At 80.2% G+C, this 2,397-nt stretch carries 1 protein-coding gene; it reads right to left on the reverse strand.

Annotation, left to right across the window (positions count from 1 at the left end; genetic code table 11):
• A partial coding sequence (gene hrpB / locus AOK18_RS13230; RefSeq protein ID WP_055694470.1) for an ATP-dependent helicase HrpB occupies window positions 1-2,397 on the reverse strand: 2,397 nt, incomplete at both ends.

Below are 2,397 nucleotides of genomic sequence, written 5' to 3' on the forward strand. Positions count from 1 at the left end.
TCCCCCGCCGGCCGGCCCGCACGCCCTTGTAGCCGTCCCTCCAGAAGGAGGCCAGGTCGGCGGTGACGGCGGCGGGCCGGCCGGCGGGGGACAGCAGGTGCACCAGCAGGGGCACCCCGGCCACCCGCGGCGACTCCTGGAGCCCGAACATCTCCTGGAGCTTCACCGCGAGCACCGGCCGCGCGGGGTCGGAGTAGTCGATCCGGACCGACGACCCGCTGGGCACGGTGATCCGCTCGGGGGCGAGTCCGTCCAGGCGGGCGGCCTCCCCGGACGCCCACGGCAGCAGCCGGCGCAGGGCCTGCCCGGCGTCGATCCGGGCCAGGTCGGACCGGCGCCGGGCCCGGCTCAGCTCCGGCTCCAGCCACTCCCGCACGCGCGCGTGCAGCGCGTCGTCGGACACGTCGGGCCAGGGTTCGCCGACCTGCCGGTGCACGAACGCGAGCCGCTGCCGCAGCACGGCCGCCCCGGCCGGCCACCGCAGCAGCCCGAACCCCTCCCGCCGCAGCCCGTCCAGCAGCGCGGCCCGGACGAGCGCGGGCTCCGCGTCGGTACGGGGCCGTACGGCCAGTTCCACGGCACCCAGCCGCTCGACCCGCCGGGCGACGACGTCCCCGTCGGCCCAACGCACCTCCTCACGCGTCTCCAGCAGGGCGCCCGCGGCCCACCGGGCGGTGGCCTCGTCGACGGCCGCACCGAGCCGGACGCGCGCGTGCCCCCGTCCCACGGGCCGGTCGGCCGCGGCGACCGCGATCCAGGGCGCGCCGCGCAGCGCGGTGCCCGCCCCGGTCTCGGCCCGCGTCCCGGACACCATCAGATACGAGCCGCCGTCCGCGCGGGCGATCCACTCGGGGAACGCGAGCGCGGCCACCAGCCCCACCCGCGCGTCCGTCCCGTCCACGCGCGGCGGACCGCCGTCCGCCCGCGGGACGGTCCGGGACGAACCCCCCGAGGAGTCCCCCGAGGAGCCCCCCGAGGAGCCCCGCGCGAGGTCCGGGGAGGAGGCGTCCCGGGCGAGGGCGCGCAGCCGGCGCACCTCGGCGCGCCACCGCTGCGCGTAGGCGTCGTCCCCGCGCCGCGCGGTGCGCAGCGCACCGGCGAGGTCGTCCCCGTAGCTCCGCGGCGCCTCCTCGCCGATCAGCGCGACCACCTCGGCGGCGAGCTCGGGGCCCACGACCGCCGCCGCGTCCAGCAGGGCGCGGCCGAGCCGGGGGTGCAGGCCCAGCCGGGCGAGCCGGGTGCCCCGCCCGGTGGCCCGCCCGTCGGCGCCGACGGCCCCGATCGCGGTCAGGACGGCCCCGGCCGCCGCCATCGCCCCGGCCGGGGGCGGATCGAGCAGGGCGAGCCCGGAGGCGTCCGGATCGCCCCAGCAGGCCGCCTGGAGCGCGAACGCCGTCAGGTCGGCCACCCTGATCTCGGGGGAGGGGAACCGCGGCAGCCGGGCGTCCTCCGCCTCCGCCCAGCACCGGTACACCGTGCCCGGCGCCTCGCGCCCGGCCCGGCCCGCCCGCTGACGGCCCGCCGCCCGCGAGGCCCGTACCGTCGTCAGGGCGCTCAGCCCGCGCGCGTGGTCGACCCGGGGCTCGCGCGCGAGGCCCGCGTCCACGACCACCCGCACCCCCGGCACCGTCAGCGACGACTCCGCCACCGAGGTCGCCAGCACCACCCGCCGCCGCCGTCCGGGCGACAGGACCGCGTCCTGCACCGCGGCCGGCGCCCGCCCGTGCACCTGGAGCACCTCGACGTCCGGGAGCGCGCCCAGCAGCCCGGCGACCCGGGCGATCTCGCCCACGCCCGGCAGGAACACCAGGACGTCCCCGTCCCGCTCGGCCAGCGCCCGCCGCACCACCGACGCCACGTGCGCCGGCAGCGCCGGGTCGACCCACGCACCGTGCGGCGGCCGCACCGGACGCGGCGGCGGCGCCCACACCACCTCCACCGGGTGCGCCGTGCCGCGCGCCTCGACGACGGGCGCGCCGCCCAGCAGCCGGGCCCAGCCCGCCGCGTCGGTCGTCGCCGAGGCGGCCACCAGACGCAGTTCCGGGCGCAGCGTCTCGCGCACGTCCCACAGGAACGCCGCGGCCGTGTCCGCGTCCAGGTGCCGTTCGTGGCACTCGTCGAGGACCACGACGTCCACACCGGTCAGCTCCTGGTCGCGCTGCAGCCGCTGGAGGAGCACGCCGGTCGTGACGACCTCCACGCGCGTGCGCCGGCCGGCCACCCGCTCCCCGCGCACCGTGAAGCCGACCGACCCGCCGGGTTCCTCGCCCAGCAGCCAGGCCATCCGCCGGGCCGCCGCGCGCGCGGCGATCCGCCGCGGCTCGGCCACCACCACCCGCCGCGCGGGACCGCCTCCGGTCAGCCCCGCCAGCACCAGCGGCACCAGGGTCGTCTTCC

Source organism: Streptomyces prasinopilosus (assembly GCF_001419695.1).
Classification (GTDB): domain Bacteria; phylum Actinomycetota; class Actinomycetes; order Streptomycetales; family Streptomycetaceae; genus Streptomyces; species Streptomyces prasinopilosus.